The 21,648-nt window shown below is 48.4% G+C and carries 21 protein-coding genes and 14 tRNA genes; 33 read left to right on the plus strand and 2 right to left on the minus strand.

Going from position 1 to position 21,648, the window contains the following annotated elements; translation table 11 throughout:
* Positions 1-2: 2 nt before the first annotated feature.
* The 31 genes from HI950_RS33270 (at position 3) to HI950_RS33420 (ending at position 18,426) form a co-directional block, all read left to right on the plus strand.
* Positions 3-77: transfer RNA gene (locus HI950_RS33270), tRNA-Glu, on the plus strand.
* Between the two features lie 67 nt (positions 78-144).
* Positions 145-220 (plus strand) — tRNA-Val (locus HI950_RS33275).
* 15 nt (positions 221-235) lie between these two features.
* A tRNA-Met gene (locus tag HI950_RS33280) sits at positions 236-312 on the plus strand.
* A 40-nt stretch (positions 313-352) separates the two neighbouring features.
* Positions 353-429 (plus strand) — tRNA-Asp (locus HI950_RS33285).
* Between the two features lie 14 nt (positions 430-443).
* Positions 444-519: transfer RNA gene (locus HI950_RS33290), tRNA-Phe, on the plus strand.
* Positions 520-548: 29 nt separating this feature from the next.
* Positions 549-624, plus strand: a tRNA-Thr gene (locus tag HI950_RS33295).
* A gap of 3 nt (positions 625-627) precedes the next feature.
* Positions 628-712: transfer RNA gene (locus HI950_RS33300), tRNA-Tyr, on the plus strand.
* A 9-nt stretch (positions 713-721) separates the two neighbouring features.
* A tRNA-Trp gene (locus tag HI950_RS33305) sits at positions 722-795 on the plus strand.
* A 20-nt stretch (positions 796-815) separates the two neighbouring features.
* Positions 816-891 (plus strand) — tRNA-His (locus HI950_RS33310).
* Between the two features lie 31 nt (positions 892-922).
* Positions 923-997: transfer RNA gene (locus tag HI950_RS33315), tRNA-Gln, on the plus strand.
* Between the two features lie 7 nt (positions 998-1,004).
* A tRNA-Gly gene (locus HI950_RS33320) sits at positions 1,005-1,079 on the plus strand.
* Between the two features lie 7 nt (positions 1,080-1,086).
* A tRNA-Cys gene (locus HI950_RS33325) sits at positions 1,087-1,160 on the plus strand.
* Between the two features lie 29 nt (positions 1,161-1,189).
* Positions 1,190-1,266 (plus strand) — tRNA-Arg (locus tag HI950_RS33330).
* A 13-nt stretch (positions 1,267-1,279) separates the two neighbouring features.
* Positions 1,280-1,361: transfer RNA gene (locus HI950_RS33335), tRNA-Leu, on the plus strand.
* A 148-nt stretch (positions 1,362-1,509) separates the two neighbouring features.
* Positions 1,510-2,463 (plus strand): ABC transporter ATP-binding protein, encoded by a 954-nt coding sequence (locus HI950_RS33340; RefSeq protein ID WP_169091228.1) that lies wholly within the window; start codon positions 1,510-1,512, stop codon positions 2,461-2,463.
* Positions 2,456-3,211, plus strand: coding sequence for an ABC transporter permease (locus HI950_RS33345; protein WP_169091226.1), 756 nt, complete (start codon positions 2,456-2,458; stop codon positions 3,209-3,211). Before HI950_RS33340 ends, HI950_RS33345 begins: the two co-directional genes overlap by 8 nt.
* Before the next feature lie 46 nt (positions 3,212-3,257).
* Positions 3,258-3,632, plus strand: coding sequence for a GntR family transcriptional regulator (locus tag HI950_RS33350; protein ID WP_169091224.1), 375 nt, complete (start codon positions 3,258-3,260; stop codon positions 3,630-3,632).
* Positions 3,633-3,645: 13 nt separating this feature from the next.
* The gene (locus HI950_RS33355; protein WP_169091222.1) at positions 3,646-4,344 is read left to right on the plus strand and encodes an ABC transporter ATP-binding protein; all 699 of its coding nucleotides are present in this window, start codon (positions 3,646-3,648) and stop codon (positions 4,342-4,344) included.
* Positions 4,341-5,093, plus strand: coding sequence for a hypothetical protein (locus tag HI950_RS33360; RefSeq protein ID WP_169091220.1), 753 nt, complete (start codon positions 4,341-4,343; stop codon positions 5,091-5,093). Before HI950_RS33355 ends, HI950_RS33360 begins: the two co-directional genes overlap by 4 nt.
* Positions 5,094-5,292: 199 nt before the next feature.
* Entirely contained in the window at positions 5,293-7,044 is a 1,752-nt protein-coding gene (locus tag HI950_RS33365; RefSeq protein WP_169091218.1) for a sensor histidine kinase, read from the plus strand.
* A complete protein-coding gene (locus HI950_RS33370; protein WP_169091216.1) occupies positions 7,037-8,650 on the plus strand; it encodes a helix-turn-helix domain-containing protein in 1,614 nt (537 codons plus the stop codon). Before HI950_RS33365 ends, HI950_RS33370 begins: the two co-directional genes overlap by 8 nt.
* 118 nt (positions 8,651-8,768) lie before the next feature.
* On the plus strand, positions 8,769-9,746 hold the full coding sequence (locus HI950_RS33375) for an ABC transporter permease (protein WP_169091215.1): 978 nt from the start codon (positions 8,769-8,771) through the stop codon (positions 9,744-9,746).
* A 50-nt stretch (positions 9,747-9,796) separates the two neighbouring features.
* Entirely contained in the window at positions 9,797-10,729 is a 933-nt protein-coding gene (locus HI950_RS33380; protein ID WP_169091213.1) for a carbohydrate ABC transporter permease, read from the plus strand.
* A 78-nt stretch (positions 10,730-10,807) separates the two neighbouring features.
* Positions 10,808-12,361: an ABC transporter substrate-binding protein gene (locus HI950_RS33385; protein WP_169091211.1), complete on the plus strand. Its 1,554-nt coding sequence runs from the start codon at positions 10,808-10,810 to the stop codon at positions 12,359-12,361.
* Positions 12,362-12,504: 143 nt separating this feature from the next.
* Complete coding sequence (locus tag HI950_RS33390) at positions 12,505-14,055, plus strand: ABC transporter substrate-binding protein (protein ID WP_169091209.1); 1,551 nt, start codon at positions 12,505-12,507, stop codon at positions 14,053-14,055.
* 308 nt (positions 14,056-14,363) lie between these two features.
* Complete coding sequence (locus HI950_RS33395) at positions 14,364-14,660, plus strand: LiaF transmembrane domain-containing protein (RefSeq protein WP_169091207.1); 297 nt, start codon at positions 14,364-14,366, stop codon at positions 14,658-14,660.
* A 75-nt stretch (positions 14,661-14,735) separates the two neighbouring features.
* Positions 14,736-15,422 carry a PspA/IM30 family protein gene (locus tag HI950_RS33400; protein WP_169091205.1) on the plus strand — a complete coding sequence of 229 codons (687 nt, stop codon included), beginning with the start codon at positions 14,736-14,738 and terminating at the stop codon, positions 15,420-15,422.
* Complete coding sequence (locus HI950_RS33405; protein WP_169091203.1) at positions 15,419-15,880, plus strand: PspC domain-containing protein; 462 nt, start codon at positions 15,419-15,421, stop codon at positions 15,878-15,880. The genes HI950_RS33400 and HI950_RS33405 overlap by 4 nt, the downstream gene beginning before the upstream one ends.
* Position 15,881: 1 nt before the next feature.
* On the plus strand, positions 15,882-16,589 hold the full coding sequence (locus tag HI950_RS33410; RefSeq protein WP_169091201.1) for a PspA/IM30 family protein: 708 nt from the start codon (positions 15,882-15,884) through the stop codon (positions 16,587-16,589).
* A gap of 118 nt (positions 16,590-16,707) precedes the next feature.
* Entirely contained in the window at positions 16,708-17,709 is a 1,002-nt protein-coding gene (locus HI950_RS33415; protein WP_169091199.1) for a sensor histidine kinase, read from the plus strand.
* A 66-nt stretch (positions 17,710-17,775) separates the two neighbouring features.
* A complete protein-coding gene (locus HI950_RS33420) occupies positions 17,776-18,426 on the plus strand; it encodes a response regulator transcription factor (RefSeq protein WP_169091197.1) in 651 nt (216 codons plus the stop codon).
* 19 nt (positions 18,427-18,445) lie between these two features.
* Here HI950_RS33420 and mobB read toward each other — a convergent pair whose 3' ends face one another.
* Entirely contained in the window at positions 18,446-18,964 is a 519-nt protein-coding gene (gene mobB, locus HI950_RS33425; protein WP_169091195.1) for a molybdopterin-guanine dinucleotide biosynthesis protein B, read from the minus strand.
* A gap of 122 nt (positions 18,965-19,086) precedes the next feature.
* On the opposite strand from mobB, the gene HI950_RS33430 reads away from it, so the two are divergent.
* A complete protein-coding gene (locus HI950_RS33430; RefSeq protein WP_223285661.1) occupies positions 19,087-20,679 on the plus strand; it encodes a molybdopterin molybdotransferase MoeA in 1,593 nt (530 codons plus the stop codon).
* A 147-nt stretch (positions 20,680-20,826) separates the two neighbouring features.
* Here HI950_RS33430 and HI950_RS33435 read toward each other — a convergent pair whose 3' ends face one another.
* On the minus strand, positions 20,827-21,504 hold the full coding sequence (locus HI950_RS33435) for a hypothetical protein (protein WP_169091193.1): 678 nt from the start codon (positions 21,502-21,504) through the stop codon (positions 20,827-20,829).
* On the opposite strand from HI950_RS33435, the gene HI950_RS33440 reads away from it, so the two are divergent.
* Complete coding sequence (locus HI950_RS33440) at positions 21,497-21,634, plus strand: hypothetical protein (protein WP_169091190.1); 138 nt, start codon at positions 21,497-21,499, stop codon at positions 21,632-21,634. The genes HI950_RS33435 and HI950_RS33440 overlap by 8 nt on opposite strands.
* Positions 21,635-21,648 lie beyond the last annotated feature (14 nt).

A 21,648-nucleotide genomic window follows, 5' to 3' on the forward strand; every position in this document is an offset into this window, starting at 1 on the left:
AAGGCCCGTTGGTCAAGTGGTTAAGACACCTCCCTTTCACGGAGGTAACAGGGGTTCGAGTCCCCTACGGGTCACCAACAAATCTTCAAAAAAAGATTGACACAGAATAATGGCCTATGATAAGATATAAAGGTCGCTCAACATGGAGGCTTAGCTCAGCTGGGAGAGCATCTGCCTTACAAGCAGAGGGTCGGCGGTTCGATCCCGTCAGCCTCCACCATATAATTAATAACGACGCGGGGTGGAGCAGCCCGGTAGCTCGTCGGGCTCATAACCCGAAGGCCGCAGGTTCAAATCCTGCCCCCGCAACCAAACCAAGGTTTCACCTTCGGATTTATCCGAGCTTACATATGGAGCTGTGGTGTAGTGGCCCAACATGCCTGCCTGTCACGCAGGAGACCGCGGGTTCGAATCCCGTCAGCTCCGCCACTTAAACAACATCAGGCTCGGTAGCTCAGTCGGTAGAGCAGAGGACTGAAAATCCTCGTGTCGGCGGTTCGATTCCGTCCCGAGCCACCATTAGATGTACATGCTTGACAAGTGAATATGCCGTTGTAGCTCAACTGGTAGAGCAACTGACTTGTAATCAGTAGGTTGGGGGTTCAAGTCCTCTCGACGGCACCACATGGAGGATTAGTGAAGTGGCTAAACACGGCAGACTGTAAATCTGCTCTCTCTGAGTTCGGTGGTTCGAATCCATCATCCTCCACCAGTTTACCTTAGGGGCATAGTTTAAAGGTAGAACAAAGGTCTCCAAAACCTTTGGTGTGGGTTCAATTCCTGCTGCCCCTGCCAATTGAATATTTTTGAACGTGGCGGTCGTGGCGAAGTGGTTAACGCATCGGTTTGTGGATCCGACATTCGGGGGTTCAATTCCCCTCGATCGCCCCATTAATTCAAAAATAAGTAATGCATATTTTGTTGGGGATTAGCCAAGCGGTAAGGCAACGGACTTTGACTCCGTCATTCTCAGGTTCGATCCCTGAATCCCCAGCCATTTATATGCGGAAGTGGCTCAGCGGTAGAGCATCGCCTTGCCAAGGCGAGGGTCGCGGGTTCGATTCCCGTCTTCCGCTCCAATTATTTGGCGCCATAGCCAAGTGGTAAGGCAGAGCTCTGCAAAAGCTCTACCCCCAGTTCGAGTCTGGGTGGCGCCTCCACAGATTTTTCAAAGAAAGAAACAAAATATGTGCCCTTAGCTCAGCTGGATAGAGCGTTTGACTACGAATCAAAAGGTCAGGAGTTCGAATCTCTTAGGGCACGCCATATTTACCTAAATGCCGATGTGGCGGAATGGCAGACGCGCGCGACTCAAAATCGTGAGGGAAACCGTGGAGGTTCGAGTCCTCTCATCGGCACCATAATTACTTACATAAACTCTTGAGATCCAATGGATCTTAAGAGTTTTTTTTGTATTTTCCTCTTTTAATTTATTTTCAAACGCCTCTTTACAATCGCTTTTTCCTAGTGTACTATTTAACTAATACACAAGGACACTGGAGGCAAACGATGAAAGCATCTAATAAGTTAAATGAAGCATCGGCCGTTCTCTCGTTAAAGAATGTAACTAAGCGAATCGCAGGCAAAACAATCGTAGACCGGATGTCATTTGATATTCATAAAGGCGAGATTGTTGGTTTGCTTGGCCCGAATGGAGCAGGGAAAACAACGACGATCCGAATGATTGTTGGTCTTATTCAAATGTCGGAGGGGGATGTGATCATCCAGGGACATAGTGTCCGCAACGACTTCACAAAAGCAATCCGCCATATCGGTGCAATTATTGAAAATCCGGAGTTCTATCCGTATATGACCGGCTACGATAATCTCAAGCAGTATCAGCGGATGTCAGACGGTATTACAGATGAGCGGATAAAGGATGTCGTCGAGCTTGTTGGTTTGGAGGCTGCCATGAATAAGAAGGTGAAGGCATATTCTCTTGGCATGAGACAACGACTGGGTATTGCGCAAGCGCTTCTTGATCGTCCTTCACTACTCATTCTGGATGAACCGACGAACGGTCTTGATCCAGCCGGTATTCGAGAGATGAGACAGTATTTGAAGCAAATTGCTGACAAAGAAGGGATATCCATTCTTGTTTCCAGCCATCTGCTATCGGAGATGGAGCTGACTTGCAGCCGTGTGGTCGTTATCCAGGAAGGGAAGTATGTGACTCATCGTTCCTTAAACGATACAGCTGAGGCAGCGCAGCAAGTCACGGTTGCTATCCGAGTGGATGATCTGGAACGCGCTCGAAAGCTTGCAGCGGCGGTTAAAGGGGTCGAGGTCGCGCCACATTCGCCAGATGGGAATGAGCTTCTGCTCGTTTTAGATAACGAGCTTATTCCCGATGTAGTAGCCAAACTAGGAAGTGAGCAAATAAAGATTTATAGAATTACCGAAACGAAGCTCTCGCTAGAGGATGAGTTTTTGAAATGGACGGGAGGTAGTCGCATTGCTTAAATTCAACAAACTAGTACTGAACGAGTGGTTGAAAATGTCAAAGAAGCGCAGCTTCTTTATCGCCTACGCGGTTATGCTGATTACAATTGCCGGCTTCACGTATTTAATCAAGGAATTATCCAATGAGCAATTGCCTTCAATGCTTGAATTTGCAGCATCGATTATGTCAACGAATGGAGTCGGACAGATCGTAACGTTTGTAGCGATCATATTTACAGCTGGAATCGTTGCGAAGGAGCATCAATTAGGAACGGTCAAATTTCTGCTAATCAGAGCGCATAGGAGAAGCACCATTTTAGCCTCAAAATATGTGGCTGCCATCCTGTTCGTTTTCTCTCTCATTATTTTTACAATAGCAGCAGCTCTTGCAGCAAGCGGAATAGCGTTTGGCTTTGATGCAGCAGCAGGTGAAGTGACATGGCTGGACGTTGCTAAGTCGATGCTCTTCCAAACTATTTATACGGTGATTTATGTTACTTTAACATTTATGTTCGGCATCTTAACGCGTTCCTCAGGTGCAACTATTGGAATCGGGATGACAGCTGTTTTACTGGAGGGCTTGCTCAGAATGCTGTTATCAAGCTATGACTTCTCTAAGTATCTCCTGTTTATGAACGCGGATTTGTCACTCTTTAAAGGAAGTGAATCTTCGGGAGGAATAGCGTTTCCTAGTATCGTTTGTGCTGCGTATGTAGCTTTGTTTCTAGCGGTAAGCTTTATAACTTTCAAAAAACGGGATATTGCCTAACAATCGATTTTTTTGTTAAGTGCAGCAGAAGGGAGAAGGACAAATTGTGAGCATTGAATTCGACAATAATTTGCCGATCTACTTGCAAATCATGAATTACATCAAAAAAGAAATTGTCATCGGGAAGCTTAAGGCAGGGGATAAAATACCGGCTGTACGGGAGCTAGCGTTAGAGCTGCAAATTAATCCGAATACGATTCAACGAACCTTTCAGGAGCTTGAACGCGAACAAATCGTAGAAACGAAGCGCGGGCTTGGGCGATATGTGACGAGCGAGGAGACGAAGATTATGGAGATCAAAAAAGAGATGGCTGGCGATTTGCTCGGTCGTTTCATACAGGGGATGCAGGAGCTTGGTTTTGCAAGCAATGATATTGTGACGATCGTTGCACAAGCAGTAGAAGAAAAGGAAACTGAATAGGAGTGAAGAAACTGTGGAAAGCGTATTGCAATTAACGGATGTGTCGAAATCTTATGCTGGAAAAAATGCTTTAAATCATGTTTCGCTTACAGTTGCACCCGGCAAAATCATTGGTTTGCTAGGCAGCAACGGCAGCGGTAAGAGCACACTGATGAAAATTGCGGCTGGTCTTGTTCATCCTGCTTCAGGAACTGTACATGTGGGCGGGCAGCTAGTCGGCAAGGAGACAAGGGCGTATACCTCTTTTATGCCGGATCAGCCGCTTACGGAAAGTTGGATGCGTGTGGAGCATGCGATCGACTTTTATAAAGATTTTTATGCCGACTTTGATCTGGCGAAAGCAAATGAAATGCTAGCTTTTATGAAGCTAAACAAAAAGGATCGCGTCAGCGCCCTATCCAAGGGAATGAATGAACGGCTGCAGCTGACCCTTACGTTATCCCGAAAAGCGAAGCTATATTTGCTTGATGAGCCTATTGGCGGGGTAGATCCTGTTGCAAGAGCTAAGATTTTGGATGCAATCGTTAACTACTATAACGAGGAGAGCAGTCTGCTCGTATCGACCCATCTAGTTCGCGATATTGAACGGATTTTCGATGAAGTTATTTTTATACGCGAGGGGAAGATAGTGCTGCAGGACGAAGTGGAAAATATTCGGCTCGCGCACGGGAAAAGTGTGGATGAGATGTTCAAGGAGGTGTTCGGAGAATGATCAAGCTGTTGAAATATGATTGGAAGCGGAACAGCGATGGAATTCTCAGTACGCTTGCCATATTGGCTGTCCTTGAAGCTGCGCTAACGATTACTGGATTAACGCAAAATTGGAATGAATCGGTGGTTATACCGTTCAGCATATTCGGCTACGTGCTTGCCCTGTCGCTGTTGTTCATTCACTGCTGCCGAACGTTTGATCAAAATTTAAAGTCATACAGCCGCAGGCTCCTGCCTATTCATCCGATTAACGGGGTAGGCTCAACCATTTTGCTAAGCTGGATTTGCGTGATTTTGATCGCTGTAATTGCTGCTATTCATATTCCGATTTATTTCGCTTTTTCGGATATAGATACCAGCTTTATAAAAGAGAATGTTCAATTTGAAAAAGGATCGATACTTTGGATTATTTTAGGCTCCGCATGGACGTTTACATCTTTGCTTATTTCTATTCTTGCTTCCATTACGGTTGCACGCAGCTTTAGGTTCAAGCGATCTGCTTGGATTGGAATTCTGTTTTTCTTCGGGGCGCAAAGCATTATCGCTTGGATTTCAGATGTAATATTTAATTATGGCCAGGATTCCTTGGGCTTTGTCGAAATTAATAGTACGCAAACGGGGAATGCGATGTCCTTCCAATCCTCATTTAATCTAAACACATTTACAGGACCGTTTCTGTTAGAGCTGGTATTTACGGCTGGTTTCTTATATTTGATGTTATATTTATTAAACAAAAAAGTTGAGATTTAATGCTGCAAACAGAAAAGGCGCGTGAGGGTACATATTACCCTCAAGCGTCTTTTTTGCCGTGTTAGGGTTTGCCGCGCAATTTAAGGATGGCCCTCAACGCTTCTGCACAGATGAATAGCTCGATTTATATGATTTTAAGAAAGCGCTTTAAATGATAGTATTAGAGAGGATACATTTTATGATAGGGGGAAAGCGGAGCGTGAGGTTCGGTAAATCGATAAGAACTCGTCTTATTATCGGATTTATGGCAGTGATGCTGCCGGTTGTCATTTACATGCTAATCAACAACAGCTATTCGCGCGATATCGTTCGAGAGAAGGTATCGGAAACCTATCGAAACACGCTTGATATTTATGTCGGTCAGACGGATCATAACCTCGAGCAAATCAACGACTATCTTTATAAAATGTCCGTGCTTGATTCGGATGTTGGACTGCTCATGTCCTTCCCGATGGACAGCGACGGCTACACCTTAACGAAAATACGGATCGATTCCAAGCTGAACCGTGACGTCGGCGTCTATAATCTGATCGATGCCGTGTTTCTATATCACAAAAACGATATCATTTTTGGAACCGACAGCGTATATAACGACACGAAAAAAATAATCAAATCACACATGGATACGATGACAACGGAAGAAAATTTGCTTCAAAATGATCAGCAAACGTGGGAGGTTAGAGCCGACGAGCGGATGCCGGGCAAATTTTTTCTAATTAACTTCATTAAAGTATCAGAGGGGCTGTATGTCGGCGCCATGATCAAAGTACAGGACATTAACAAAATGCTGTCCATACAATGGAGCGACGGGGATATCGGACATAACGGCATTTACTTGCGGAATGGGGATCGCCTTGTACAATCGTTAACGGAGAACACCGCGCCCTTTGAGCTGAGCTCTAAAATATCGAACAAGCCTTACGAGTCGCTGACGGATCGGGGAACAGGCGCAGCCTACCTCGTGATGAATCGGATGAGCGATATGGTCAATATTGCTTACCGGGTCGTTATTCCAGAGGAAACACTGCTTCGCAACCTGTTGTTTTTCAGAAATGCAACGCTGTTTGCCCCGATCGGATTTTTGGCCATCCTGCTTATTTACTTATTTTTTATGCGCAACATGCTGTTTAAACCGCTGCATGAGCTCATTTTGGCGATGAAGAAAATATCGCTAGGCATGCTGGACGTAAGGCTGCGAAAAAACAAGACGCTAGAATTTGAATTTCTCGGCAACACATTCAACGTCATGGCAGAGCAAATTAAGACGCTGAAAATCGATGTGTACGAGGAGCAGCTTCGGGTGAAGCAGGGGGAGCTGAAGCAGCTTCAAGCGCAAATCAACCCGCATTTTTATATGAATAGCTTGAATATCATTTATAACTTGGCTGCCCTGAACGATACGGAATCGGTCAAAAAGATGTCGCTGCATCTTGCGGATTACTTCCGCTTTATTATGAAAGCTAATCGGGATACCATTACGCTCAAAGAAGAGCTGATGCATATCGAGAACTACATGACGATTCAAAAAATCCGTTTCCCCGACAAGTTGCAATGTACGTTCGAGGGGATGGATGACATCATGAATTATCCGATAGCAGCATTGACTGTACAGCCGTTTGTCGAAAATTCGATCATTCATGGATTCAAAAACAGGAGACAGCAGTTCCAAATTAAAATTGCGGCGGAAATAGAAGATGACAATGGATTCACGCTTACGATCAGTGACAATGGCGTCGGCTTTAGCTCTGAGGTGCTGGAGAAGCTGCATAATAAGGAGCCGCTGCAGCAGGAAGAAACGAGCAGCCTAGGCATTATGAACGTTATTCATCGTCTGCAGCTGCTTTATGGTGAGCGGACGTCGATTACATTTTGCAATCAAGCGGAGGGCTCAGGCGCGATAGTTGTTATCGTATTTCCTAAGCGAGTGGAAGGGGTAAAGGCGGTTGTATAATTTATTAGTCGTTGATGATGAAGAAATTGCGATTCGCGGCATCGTAGAAGGAATTGATTGGTCGACCCTGCCTATTGCCAACATCTATACAGCCATTGATGCAGAGGAAGCGCAGTCCTTGCTGACTGCACATACGATCCATATTATGCTGTCAGACATCGATATGCCGAATCAAAGCGGCATTGACCTGCTGGAGTGGACGAATGAGCATTCGCCTTCCACTGTGACAATCTTCCTTACCGGGCATGCTGATTTTAAGTATGCGCAGCAGGCGGTACAGCTTGATTGCTTCGATTATTTGCTTAAGCCTATCGACCACAACGCATTGAAAGCATGCGTGAAGGAGGCGCTGGACAAGGCTCGCGATCTGGAGCAGCTTGCAAATATTCGCGGGACTTACAGCTTGTTTTATGAGCAGTGGAGTAAGCAGCGTCCGATTCTAATCGAGCGCTTCTGGCAGGATATCATCCATTATAGGCTTTCTGCTGCGCCGCAGCAGCTTGATTCCGCGCTGCAAAACTATGCTTTGCCGCTTCAAGCGGGCAGCATAATTCGCGTCGTCCTCATAAGCATCGAGCAGTGGCGAGAGGAATGGTCGGCCCGCGACGAAGAGATTATGACCTATGGCGTTAAAAACGCGGCCGAGGAGCTTGTGCTTCAGAGCGATCCGGGGCTTATTGTTCAGGATGGAAGCGGTATATTATATGCGCTATTGTATAACTCGCCTGATGGAGATGAGCCATCCATTGCCGTACTTAACGAGCGCTGCAAAACGTTTATTAATCAGTGCAAAAGCATGCTTCATTGCCATCTTTCCTGCTATATCGGAGAGAACGTCGAGGTAAAGCAGCTCCGCGCCTCCGTGCAGACGCTGCTATCCCTGGAGCGCAGCAACGTTAGCAGTACATGCGCCATCATTATGGAGCGAGACATTAAGCAGAAGCAAGCACACAGCATCCCGCAGCAAGCTCCCTTCTCCGATTGGGCGCTGCTGCTCGAATCAGGCAAGCGGACGGAATTAGCGCTGCGGATCGATGAGTGCTTCGACCAGATGCAGCAAAGCAGTGTTGATTACACGCATATGGCTTCGTTTTATTACGGCTTTATGAATATGCTGATCCAATGGTTAAATAAAAAATCAGTGCAATTGACCGATGTTTTCTCGAATAGGGAATGGGAGGTTGGCGAGAATGTCCTGAAATCGTTAGCCCGAATGCGGATTTGGGCACAGCAATTATGCGCTCAGGTAACGGAATACGCCAATCAGAACGGAAAGGACGTATCGCAGGTTGTAGATAAGGTTCAGCGCTATATGGAGGAGCATCTTGGCGAAGAATTCAGCCGCGAGCAGGCTGCTGAGTCGGTTTATTTGAATCCTGCTTATCTATCTCGACTGTTCCGCAGGGAAACCGGCAGTTCGTTAACGGATTACTTGGTAAGATTAAGAATAGCGAAGGCGCGCAGCTTGCTGGAGCAGACGAATAACCGGGTCAGCGACGTCGCACTTCATGTAGGCTATGCTAATTTCTCGCATTTCTCCAAGCTATTTAAGAAGATGACCGGCATGACGCCGCAGGAGTATCGCAAAAAGTACCAGGATGTATGAGTAAGAAGTCACTGCACCGTTAATATGGTCACGGCGCCGACAGATGTCGGCGTCTTTTTTTTATACAATTTAATCAAGAGAAATGACTCAAAGCCTTAGAAAGAGGAGGAGGAAGACGATGGCGGATCAGACGTCGAAAGCTGCGGCAACGGCCTATATTCCACAAATCAAAGCTAGGAAGACATCGCATTTACTCATATTCCGCAAATACTGGATGTTTTATGTGATGATGCTCCCGGCCATCGTTCTGCTTGTATTCAACAACTATATTCCGATGTTCGGCATCATTATCGCGTTTAAAAGCATTAACTACGCGGATGGCATACTCGGAAGCGCCTGGAGCGGGTTAACGAACTTCGAGTATTTGTTCAAGACCTCCGATGCGTGGATTATTACGCGAAACACACTGCTGTACAACTCCGGTTTCATTATACTCAATCTGATCATTCCGCTGGCGTTTGCGCTAATGCTTAATGAGATTCGCAATCGCTTCGTCGCCAAGCTCCATCAAACGGTTATGTTTCTTCCTTATTTTCTATCCATGGTCGTAATCAGCTATCTCGTCTTCGGCTTCATGAGCGATGAGCACGGCTACTTGAACAGCTCGCTGCTACCGGCACTAGGGCTTGAGAAGGTGAGCTGGTATTTTACCCAGGAGGTATGGCCTTACGTCCTGCCGATCGTGAATACGTGGAAGAGCATGGGTTACTTTACCGTCATTTATATGGCTGCCATCATCGGCATTGACGATGAGTATTACGAGGCTGCAACGATCGACGGGGCGAGCAAGTGGAAGCAAATGACCCGCATTACGATCCCGCTCATTATGCCGGTCATTACGATTATGACGCTGCTTCAGATCGGCAAAATATTTAATGCGGATTTTGGCCTGTTCTTCCAAGTGCCGAGAGAATCGGGCGTGCTGTTCCCCGTTACGAACGTAATCGATACTTACGTCTATCGAACGTTTCTGACTGTAGGCGACATTGGCTTATCATCCGCAGCGGGTCTGCTTCAGTCAGTTGTCGGCTTTACGCTGGTTTTTCTGTCGAACTGGGTTGTGCGCCGCATCAACAAGGATAACGCACTGTTTTAGCAGATGTTTCATTAAGCTTTTTTCTATGAAAATATTATGGAGGTGAACCTATGGAAGCAGTCGAGAAAATGTCGTCCGGGTCCAATCCAAAAAACCAATTGTCGATTCCGGCTTCTCTAGGCATCAATGTTTTCTTCATTGTTTATTCGCTGCTCTGCATCATACCGCTCGTGCTGATCGTGATGGTCTCGATTTCGGATGAGGCGACGGTCGTTCGGGAGGGCTATCAATTCATCCCTTCTAAGCTTGATCTTGCGGCCTATCAGTTTTTGTTCAAGGATGCGACCCAAATTATTCGGTCCTACAGCATCTCGATCCTCGTCACCATCGTTGGCACAACGCTCAGTTTAATTATTATGGCGCTGTATGCGTATCCGATCTCAAGAGGGGACTTCCCGCATGCCAAGTTTTTTACCTTCTTCGTTTTCTTTACGATGCTGTTCTCAGGCGGACTCGTGCCATGGTACTTGGTGTATGTACGCGTTCTTGATTTAAAGGATACGCTGCTTGCCCTCATTATGCCGCTTCTCGTCGCAGCCTTCTTCGTGCTCATCATTCGGACGTTCTTTCAGACGACGATTCCGGCAGCTGTGCTGGAGTCCGCTAAGATTGACGGTGCGGGAGAGCTCACTATTTTCGCCAAAATCGTCCTTCCCTTATCGCTTCCGGTGCTGGCGACGGTCGCACTCTTCCAGACGCTCACCTATTGGAATGACTGGTTTCTCAGCTTGGTGTTCATTACGAAGGATGGGAATATTACTGTGCAATATTTGATGTATAAGACGATGCTGAACATTCAATTTCTTGCGAATAACAGCACGGCGGCAGCGGCTATTACGGCAGCGGGCGGAACGTTCAAATTTCCGAGCGAGACGGTCCGTATGGCGATGGTTGTCGTCGGCATCGGCCCTATTATTTTCGCTTACCCGTTCTTTCAAAAGTATTTTGTCAAAGGTCTAACCGTAGGCGCTGTGAAGGGATGATTGTCCGTTGCCAAAATGGCTGTAGCCGGCATTGCCGGTTTAGCATACAACTTAATTCTTAAGGGAGGTCCACCCGCTATGAAGCAAGTTAAACAAAAAACATCGATGCTTCTCCTGATGATGCTGACCATCGTACTCGTCGTGTCGGCATGCTCAGGAAACAACAGTAAAACCAATAACAACGCAGAGCCTACGAAGGATACCGCTGCCGAGACGGACAAACCAGCGAGTACAGAAGAGGAGCCGCCTGCATCCGAACTGAAGCCTTACAAAATATCGCTCGTCTATCCAGGCACCCCTCAGACGGATGAGAAAAAGGTGGAAGAGGCGCTTAATAAGCTGCTGACCGAAAAAATTAACGCAACAATCGATCTAATGCCAATAGACTGGGGCGCATGGGATGATAAAATCAATCTCATGATTGCTTCCCGCGAAGAAGTTGACATTATATTTACCGCACAGTGGAACGGCCATGCCAACAACGTTTCCAAGGGCGCATTCCTCGAGCTTGGCGACTTGATCGACCAATATGGCAAGGGCATCGTCGAATCCCTTGACCCTGCTTTCCTCGAAGGCGCTAAGATCAATGGCAAAAACTACGGCGTTCCAACGAATAAGGAGCTTGCAGCCGCAGGAGGCATCGTATATCGCAAAGACGTTACCGACGAGCTTGGCATCGATATGAGCAATGTGAAAACACCTCAGGATCTAGATGCGGTCTACGCCGCCGTAAAAGCAAAAAGACCGGATTTGACACCGCTTTACACAACGGCAGGAGCCTTTAACTCACATTTCTTCGCCAATTATGACTTTCTCGGCGATTCGACGATTCCGGGAGCTATCCTGAAAGATCAGGACGGCACGACCGTGACGCCAATGGAGAAAATCGACCGCTACAAGGAATATTTGAACCTCACTCGCGATTATTTCAAAAAAGGCTACATCAACGCAGATGCCGCGACAACGCAGGTCGCTTCCGCAGATGCTTGGAAGGCAGGCACCGTATTCTCCACAGTCGAGCCGATGAAGCCGGGCAAGGACGCAGAAATTGCAAGCGCTGCAGGGCTGACAGGCAAGCTTGCCCAAATAATAATGACGGAAAAAACGGTCGCGACGTCTGAAACGGCTGGTTCAATGCTCGGCATCTCTTCTACCTCAAAGGACCCTGCCCGCGCTATGATGCTGATCAATCTGCTGCATACAGATAAAGAAATCAACAATTTGCTGAACTTCGGCATCGAAGGCGACCACTACACACGCAGCGGTGAAATCATTACCGCAACAGGTAACACAGCGAACTATAACCCTGGCTCCGCTTGGATGTTCGGCAGCCAATTCCTTAACTATGTTTGGGATACGGAGGACCCAGATAAGTGGGCCAAATTCAAAGAATTCAACCAAAACGCAAAAGTTTCTCCTGCGCTTGGCTTCGTATTTAACAGCGAGCCAGTGAAGGCTGAAGTAGGAGCGCTCGCAAACGTTATTCGTCAGTATCAAAGAGCGCTTGAAACCGGCTCCGTCGACGTTGATAAAATTTTAGCCGAGTATGAGGCAAAGCTGAAGGATGCTGGCGTTGACAAGGTCGTAGCCGAAAAGCAAAAGCAATTCGACGAATTTCTGGCAAGCAAATAAGCGTTTAGCGAAGCATAGTGGCAAATAATGAAAACCCGCGTCCAGCAAAGGCGCGGGTTTTTCTTGCTTGCATTTTTGGGACTAATATTTACAATTAAACTATTGAACGTAATTTAATCATCCCATTAGGGGGCAATTCGACAATGACCCGAACGACGAGCCTTTTGATTCGTGCAAGGATGCTCCTATGGGCTAGCTTATTTCTAATAAGCGCCTGCTCTAATCAGATTGGCGAGAATAGCCCGCTCAGCAGCGACAATGAAAGCGCTTCATCCGAAGTAATGAAAAGCAGCGGATCACAGCAGAACCGAACATTGGAGCCATACACATTAAAATTTGTATATATTGGATCGCCGCAGAAGGATGAGGAAGAAGTCGAGGCGGCGATGAATACGTATTTAATAGATAAAATCAACGCAAAAATTGATCTCATGCCGATTGATTGGGGGCCTTGGGACGACAAAATCAACCTGATGGTCGCATCGCGCGAGAAGATTGATCTATTATTTACAGCTCAGTGGAACAAGCATGCGGTAAATGTGTCTAAAGGGGCATTTTTAGAAATCGATGAGCTGCTGGAGCAGTATGGACAAGGCATTTTGCAATCGCTAGACCCGATATTTCTAGCCGGTGCCAAAATCGATGGGAAAAACTATGCGGTTCCGACGAACAAGGAGTTAGCTGCGCAAGGCGGGATCGTCTACCGCTCGGATATTGCCGAGGAGCTAGGCATTGACATGTCCAAGATGAAAAAAATGGAGGATTTGGACGCGGTGTATCAAATTATTCTTGATAAAAAGCCGGGTATGACGCCTCTCTATATGAAGATGGGCGAGACATTTAACTCGCACTACGTCGGTAATTTTGATGCGCTTGGCGATACTTCGATTCCCGGCATTATCCTTAAGGATGGGGAAAGCACAAAGGTCGTGCCGGCCTACGAGGTTGACCGCTATGTGGATACGCTGCGCATTACGCGGCAGTTTTTTCAAAAGGGATACATTAATAAAGATGCGGCAACAAATCAGACGATGAACAACGACGCTTTAAAATCTGGAGACGTCTTCTCCATTACTTCCGCATTGAAGCCCGGAAAGGATGAGGAGCTGGCTATTCAGACTGGCCTTATCGGCAAGCTGGCCCAGCTGCCATTAAATGAAAAGACGATTGCAACGTCTGAGACGGCAGGCTCTATGCTGGCGATCTCCTCTACCTCACAGGACCCTGCGCGCGCCATGATGTTTATCAATTTGCTCCATACGGACTCATACTTGAACAATCTGCTGAATTACGGCATAGAAGGCAAGCATTATACGAAGGTTAACGAAAATATGATCATGCCGACCGAGCATACACAGCTTTATAATCCAGGGTCCAATTGGATGTTCGGCAATCAGTTTCTGAACTATGTATGGGACTCTGAAGATCCTGACAAATGGAATCATTTCAAAGAATTCAATCAAAACGCAAAGCTCTCTCCTGGTCTTGGCTTCGTATTTGACGGTGATGCGGTTAGAGCTGAGGTGGCTGCTGTCGTCAATGTAAACAGGCAATATCAAACCGCTCTGGAAACCGGATCTGTCGATATCGATAAAGTGTTGCCGGAGTACACAGAGAGGCTTCGAGCGGCCGGCATCGAGAAGATTGTTGCAGAGAAGCAAGCGCAATTCGATCAATTCCTGGCTAACAAATAAAAGTATGGTTTATATAAAGTGCCGGGCAATCGATAGCTGCGATGCCGGTACTTTTGGTTCGGTGAGCGAGATAGATCATTTTGGCTTGATACATGGAAAAGTGCGGATTTGGCAGCGATATAGAGCCAAAAGCCGAATTTTTCCCCTGAAGGCGGGCGGCTGACTCGACCTAAGTCCAGTTCGAAAACCGCCGAAGGTCCGTTTTATAAAGGCGTAAATTGCTCTAAACTAAGTACATAAGCAAGAGCAACACACACACGGCAATAAACGAACTGAAAAAAAGAAAAGTTGAAAGGAGATGAAACGGGATGAATGGAAAAAGCGCGTTAGGCGTACTGCTCGTGATCGTCGGGGTTATCGCGGTACTTAATTTTGTGGGTATCCACTTCGGTGCCATATTCGGATTCTTGCTCCCGTTCATACTAATCGGACTGGGTATCGTCGGTTGGATGAACAGCAAGAAATGGATTGGCGGCATACTTATCGTAATCGGCGGTATGATGGTTCTCGGCAAGCTCGGCGGCGTCGTTTTGCTGCTTCTGGCAATCGGCTTGATCGTAGCTGGTGTGAGCCTCTTCAAGAAAGATAAACGCAGAGCTTACTAAGCGCTGCGAGAGATAAAAGAAAGCAAGGTTTAACGAAGCAGAGTATGCATCGCAAAACGTTAAGGAGGACATGGAATGAGTATTATGAAGCGAGTGCGCGACATTACGGTTGCTACACTTAATGAACGTCTTGAGAAATCAGAAGATCCGGTTCGGATGATTGATCAGTTTCTCTGGTCTACCAGAGAAGATATTATTCAAGCAGAGAAGCTGTACCAGCAATATGCGGGTCATAGCAATCACTTAAAGGCACAATGGCTGCAAGCTGAGGAGCAGAAGGAACGGCGCGAGAATCAAGCGTTGACGGCTCTAAAGGCTGGCGAGGAGCAGCTCGCAAGAATCGCCCTTCACGAGAAAGCAAGCTGTGAAGAACGCTCTGTTCAATACCGTGAGCTATTCGAGCAAAGCAGGCAAAATACGCTGGACCTAGAAGAACAGCTTCGCGAGATGCGCAGCGAGTATCAATCGGTATACGATAAACGCGAATATTATGCGGCTCGGATGGAATCGCTAAGACTTCAACAGCGGATGAACAGTCGCTATACCAGCGGTTTTGGCGAGCAAGGCATTCAGTCCGGCTCTGTATTCAGAAGGCTGGAGGATCGCATTAGCGGCATGGAGCACGAAGCGAAAAGCTTGCGCGACATTCGCAGAATGGGACAAGAATTCGTAACGGAAGCGGGCAACACCGTACAATCCGTTATAGAACGTGAGCTTGAGCAGTTGAAGCGAAAGCTTGAGAAAGAGGGCTGGTCGTCTTGAAGAAACTTTATCGTTCCTCACGCGACAAAAAAATATTAGGTCTTTGCGGCGGATTAGCGGAGATGTTGAACGTTGATGCAACACTGCTGCGGATCTTGTTAATAATTGTAACCATCATTACAGGTGGAGGAGTAATCCTGATTTATCTTTTGGCTGGCTTGGTTGTGCCGAAAGAACCGCCGATCTACTCGAACTTTGGTCCAAATGCCGGGTTCGGCAACGGTTATGGCGGCGGCTATAATCCAGGATTTGGCCAACAAGCGAATTCGCAATTTGGCGGTCCATACAAAAATCCGCCACAAGCACCAGGCTCTTGGAATACGCAAGGACCGGCACCACAGCCAGCGGCATCGACACAGTTCGATAGCATGATGGATGATTTGGAGAAAAAAGCACTTCGTCGTGAAATTGAAGAATTGAAAGCCAAAATTGCTAAATACGAGAAGGGAGATTTTTAATATGGGAATTTTCAAACGCATGAAGGATATGACTAAGGCATCGGTAAATGAGGCATTGGACAAAATTGAAGATCCAATTATTATGTTGAATCAATACCTGCGTGACATGGAGTCCGAAATTCATCAAGCTGAGGTTACAGTAGCTAAACAAATGGCAAACGAGCGCCGCATGAAGCAGCGCCTTGAGGAAACTGTACGCAGCGCGGCTGATCGTGAATCGAAAGCAGAAGCGGCTCTAAGAGCCGGCCAAGAGGAGCTTGCTCGCAAGCTGCTGGAAGAAAAGCTTTATTTTGACCAAAAAGTGACCGAGTACGTTGATCTGCATGCACAGTCGAAGGCACAAGCAGAGGAATTGCTGCAGCAATTGCACACGATGAAGGATGAGTTCTACCAACTGCGCAACAAGCGCAATGAGCTTGCTTCCCGTGCACAAGTAGCTAAAGCTCAAAAACAAATGGCGCAATTGACTGCGAACCACACGATCGACAGCGGTTCTGCATCACGCGGCTTCTACCGTATGGAAGAGAAAATTATGCAGCTGGAAGCTGAAGCGGACGTTCTACGCACGCCTTACTCATACAGCGGTGCAACAAACAGCTTTAATGCAGCAGATGCTGAGAAACAACTTAAAGTGGATGAGCAGCTGCAAGCGCTCAAGAACAAGCTTAATCCGACTGCTTCTTTAACAAAAGCACCTTCTGAAGAATAGGATCAAGGCACCCGAAAGAAGCGGACCGTATAACGGTCTGCTCTTTCATGCGTTTGCATGAATAATGACATAAGCAGGCATTAAGAGTTAAAATAGTACATAGAAGGAAGTGAGCCGTATGGAACAAGGCAATAAGGGCGACCAGCCGAATCATGCGGCCCGCAGGCGCAATGCTACGGAAACGATATTGTGGCTGCTTATAATTATCAGCTTGGTTGTTATTGTGCTGCAGGGGATCGGTTACGTGGAGCTGTTCACGCTTCAAGGCAAATGGGCGGTAATAGGTCTAACCATCGTGGGAGCAGGCTTGGCAGCTGCCGCATTGAACGGGTATTTGCAAAACTCGAGGCTGAAGGAATCGTTAAAACGGCTGACTGAGCAGCAGGTGAAACGTAGATTTACCGTTACGCTAAGCAACGGCGAGAAGACGGAAAATGAAATTTCCGAGCAGGAGCAGGTCGACCCGAATTGGACCGAAAAGGTCAAATTTACGGCCGTGATCGAAGAGCGCCAGCGCCTTGCGCGCGAGCTGCATGACGCAGTGAGCCAGCAGCTGTTCGCGATCTCCATGACGGCAACGGCCGTCAGTCGGACAATTGAGCGAGACTGGGAGCGGGCACGGCGCCAAGTACAGCTCATAGAAGAAATGGCTGCCGTTGCGCAATCGGAAATGCGCGCACTGCTGCTTCATCTTCGGCCCGTCCACTTGGACGGAAAAAGCTTGGGACAGGCACTTACTGTTCTAGTGGATGAGCTGAAGCAGAAAGTACCGATGACGATATCGCTTGAAGTGGATGAGACGATTGTGCTTCCGCCAAATGCCGAGGACCATTTGTTCCGAATCGCGCAGGAGGCTTTATCGAATACGCTAAGGCATTCCAAAGCGGACAGAATGGAAATCAAGCTGATTCGCTCGGGCAATCAAGTGCATATGAGTCTTCTTGACAGCGGCATCGGGTTTGATCTTGAGTCGAAAAAGCAGACGTCTTATGGGCTGCTTACGATGGAGGAGCGGGTGCTTGAGCTAGGCGGATCGCTGCAGATGATCTCGAAGCCAGGTGAAGGAACCGTGATTCATATTTGGGTTCCGGCAGATGGACAGCGAGACACGAAGTCATAAGCATGAAGTTTGAAATCAATTAAGGATAAAAGAGGGACGGTGTTAGGTGTGGAGGCAATTGAGCAATTGAGTCAGCCGATAAAGGTGCTGCTTGTCGATGATCACGAGATGGTGAGGATCGGGCTTGCGGCAGTGCTGGATACCGAGGATGGAATCGAGGTTGTCGGTGAAGCCAGCAACGGCATGGACGGCATTCGATTAGCACAGGCGTACAGACCTGACGTTGTATTGATGGATTTGGTGATGGATGGCATGGATGGCGTAGAAACGACAGCCAAACTGCTTGAGCTGTACCCGGAATGTAAAGTTATCGTATTAACGAGCTATTTGGATGACAGCAAGCTGTATCCGGTCATTGAAGCGGGAGCGTTCAGCTATTTGCTGAAAACATCGCGTGCTACGGAAATCGCCGATGCGATACGAGCCGCAGCGCGAGGACAATCCGTGCTTGAATCACAAGTCGCGGCTAAAATGATGAACCGCTTCCGCCAGCCGAAGCAGCAGGAGCAAGCTCCGCTGCATGATGATCTGACCGATCGCGAGATGGATGTGCTCAAGCGAGTAGCGCAGGGGCTGTCCAATCAGGAAATCGCAGATGAGCTGTTCATAGGCGTAAAAACGGTAAAATTCCATATTACGAACATTTTTAACAAGTTGGATGTCGATGACCGTACTCAAGCAGCTATTTATGCACATAAGCAAGGAATTGCAGAATAAAGGATATCTATCATAACGACTAGCTTTGATGCTGCTTGAAGAATACCATTATGAATTGGAAAAGCTCATCGATCTGATCAATAGCGATTGTTTGGACGGAAGAAGAGGCAAGGGAGCTTGCTTCAGGCCAAAGTGCGGCAGCAATCGGATTTTTTGTTGATAGTAAGAGCTCATGATCTGCTTCCGTACGGATCATAACGACTTTTGGATAGGCTGCATCCTTGAAGCCTTCAATGAGTATGGCATCCGCTTCGGGCATTTGCGCAATGAGCTGCTCAAGCGATTCAGAGTAAGCCTTCATGATCGCTGTGCGCTGTGAGGATGTAATAGCTGTTATATCTGCTCCGGCTGCTTGGTGCTTCCATGTATCGGTGCCGGGCTTATCGATTTGAAAATCATGCGCATCGCGCTTAATGGTTCCAACTTTATAGCCCGCTTGTTTAAAGCGTTCCGTTAGCCGGCAGACCAATGTGGTTTTGCCGGTGTTTTTGTATCCAACGACTTGGATAATAACCGGTTTGTTTGCTGATGATGGCATGATGGCGTCTCCTTTGCGGCGTTCATTGACGTTGATTGCCAATAGTTTAACATACATTGTAAAATGGATGCTGAATAAGCTGCTGGATGAAAAACCTAGCGGCGATAGGAGCGGGTGATGGGATGGAGAAGGGCAGCGGTGTCGGGAAGACGGGCGAAAACAGACTGGACGCTGACAGGGGAGCGGAAGGGACGGAGAAGGACGACCGAACCGGACGGAATGAAGGCGGGATCGGGAGCGGAGCAGAAGGGACGGAGAAGGACGACCGAATCGGACGGAATGAAGGCGTGATCGGAAGCGGTGCGGAAGGGACGAAGAAGGACGACCGAATCGGACGGAATGAAGGCGGGATCGGGAGCGGAGCGGAAGTGCTGGAGCGGGACGGCCGATTTAATCGGAAGGCCGTGAAGGTTGGAGAAGCGCAGCAGCGTGTCCTTGCTGCTGCGGAGAGGCTACAGCTCGGCAGCGAGCTTGTGCCGCTGCGGGCTAGCGGCGGCCGCAGGCTTGCGCAGACGATAGTGGCGTCAAGCGATTGGCCGCCCTTCGCGCGCTCGGGCCTAGACGGCTATGCCGTGCGCGCAGCAGATATCGCGTCAGCGTCGCCGGAGCAGCCGGCGACGCTGCGCATCGTTGACTCGGTCGCGGCGGGCGGGCTCGCCCTGGCGGCCGTGCAGCAGGGCACTGCCGTGCGCATCATGACAGGCGCGGCTGTGCCCGAAGGGGCAGACGCGGTCGTGATGCTCGAGCAGACCGCGGAAGCCATGCTGGCCGATGGCTCGCCGGCGGTGCTGATCAAGCACGCCGGCTTGGCCGGCCAGCACATCGCGCCCCGGGGCGAGGAATTCCGCCGCGGGAGCGTGCTTGCAGAGCCCGGCACGCTTGTGCGGCCGGGCCATGTTGCGCTGCTCGGCACCTTCGGCTATGCCGAGGTGGCGGTGCAAAGGCGGCCGCGGGTAGCGGTGTTCGCGACGGGCAGCGAATTGCTGCCCGTGGAGGCGTCGCTTGCGCCCGGACGAATCCGCGACAGCAACAGCTTTATGGTTGCGGCTATGTTGGAGCAGAGCGGCGCAGAGCCGATTCTGTGCGGCTCGCTGCCCGATAAGCTTCACGCGGTTGAAGCCGCTCTCGCAAGCGTATGTGAACGCGCAGATCTGATCGTCACGACCGGCGGCGTCTCGGTAGGAGACTTTGATGTGATGTCAGAGCTTTTCCGAGCTCTGAAAAATGACCGTTTGGCAGGCGAAAGACATAAACCTGCAAGTGAACTCTTCGACTCGACGGCTTCCCTATCAAACGACACGCCAAATGAAATCCTTTTTGACCGAGTAGCGATGAGACCGGGCAGCCCAACATCCGCTGCTGTCGTAGGTGGAATGCTTCTGTTCGCTTTATCAGGCAATCCGGGAGCTTGTTTTGTTGGCTTTGAATTATTCGTGCGGCCAGCGATGCTGCGAATGCAAGGCGTAGAAGCGGCACTGCCTAGACGAGTGAGAGCACAACTGCTAACGGCGGTAGACAAGCCTAGTCCGCATGATCGCTTTGTCCGCACTCGTCTGATCAATCATTCGGATGGTCGATTGCTTGCAGACCCGCTTGCCTTCACCAAATCGAGCATGATGGCCTCCATTGCAGATGCTGAAGGATTAGCTGTCATTCCCTCTGGCTCAAAGGGTGCTGAAGCGGGAGAGATGATTGACGTTATCCTCATTCCCTAACACGAGATTTGCAATTGCTAGTTGGGAAATATGATTTTATTTGGCAGGATATACATGCGATTGGGCCGAATATAACACTAACGCAGCATTCACTCAACTTGAAAAGCAACGACTGTTGCTACTCCAAAGCTTTTTATTAACTTGAAATTATAAATAACGATTTAAAATCAATCCGACGTAAGGAAGCGGCCAGTAGGATTGCGTAGACCCGTAATAAGCGGCATATGGCAGGGTGGCGCCAAATTGCGGCTGAAGAAGATCGATGGGCTTCTGCTGCTCAGCGTATGTGAGTGCATGCTTCAAGTCACTCAGCATCCCGCCTGAACCGAGCAATAGCCGTTTCATTCGCTTGGCCTCATCGGAAGCTAGTGTCTTCTGCCAACCGAAATAAGCTTCATCGGCCTGTCGTGTGCTTTCCCGCAGACCAAGCTCCCTAGCTGCGGGAGTGCGCAAGGCCATTTCGATGCTATCCCAAACCTCGGGCTTTAAATCGTTGGCATGCTGCTTGTAATGCGATTCCAAATGTTGGACTATTTTCGCGAGGCTGTTTAGGCTATCGGCAATGGGGCTGCCGTTATTTAACTGGCGGCTAAGCTGCCATGTTAGTTGATCGATGCTGTTTTGGGCTTGCTTAGTCATGCGCAACCAGTCTGATGCGCTGTTTGCAGCTCGCTGGTAGATGCGTTGCCATTCATTTTCCTGCTCGAGAGGCTGCTGTGGCTCGCCATCGCGATAGGGGTAATAAGCATATGGACTTAAGGCTTGTACCGGCGTGAACGCATTTATTCGTTCAATGCTCCGAGTAGAGCGTATGTATGTGACCAAAATAAATCTCCTTTCCGGCTTTGAGGATGAGTACAGCGAGAGCATACTACATGGTGGTCAAAAAGACTGGCGAAAGCTGTCAGCGATCGCATCAAATAATCAAAACAAGCGGCTGCCTGCGCTCAGCTAGCCGCTTCGCTCGAA

This window comes from Paenibacillus sp. PL91, assembly GCF_012935325.2.
Taxonomy (GTDB): domain Bacteria; phylum Bacillota; class Bacilli; order Paenibacillales; family Paenibacillaceae; genus Pristimantibacillus.